We start from the raw sequence: 444 nt of genomic DNA, 5'->3' as shown, positions 1-444 counted from the left end.
ATATCCACGCTGCCTTTCACCGCGGACAGCAGGCTGACCTCGGTGTCGGTCAGCGCCTTCAGGTAGATGTCGCCGGCGCTCGCGCTGGCCGACAGCCGCGTGGCGTTGGTGGTGAACCGGCCCGTCGCGTTGCCGATGCCGTTCGATGCGCTCAGCGACACTTCGGCGCCGGCGCCGGACACGAGGAACCTGGTCTGGCCGTCGCCATTGTCGATGATCGCTCCGAGCGATGCAACGCCGCCGGCGGTGACGATGATCGACGGGGTGTTCGAGGCGGCAGCGTAGGACAACGACGAATTCAGCTGGCCGATCGTTGCATCGCCGGTCGTGGTCACCGAGATCAGGCCGGGTGCGTTGATGGCGGAATAGGCGCCCATCGACAGCGTCGCGGCCACCAGCGTCACGGCGCCCGAGTTGCTGGTCGCAACCACCGGCGCCGCGCTG

General features: G+C 68.0%; 1 protein-coding gene. It reads right to left on the bottom strand.

The window, feature by feature from the left end:
- Positions 1–444, bottom strand: a 444-nt coding sequence (locus MOV75_RS41895; protein ID WP_247008755.1) for a hypothetical protein, incomplete at both ends; no start/stop codon positions are given.

It is taken from the genome of Bradyrhizobium sp. PRIMUS42 (genome assembly GCF_023006515.1).
Classification (GTDB): Bacteria; Pseudomonadota; Alphaproteobacteria; order Rhizobiales; family Xanthobacteraceae; genus Bradyrhizobium.
This window is presented reverse-complemented; position numbering and strand designations above follow the sequence as displayed.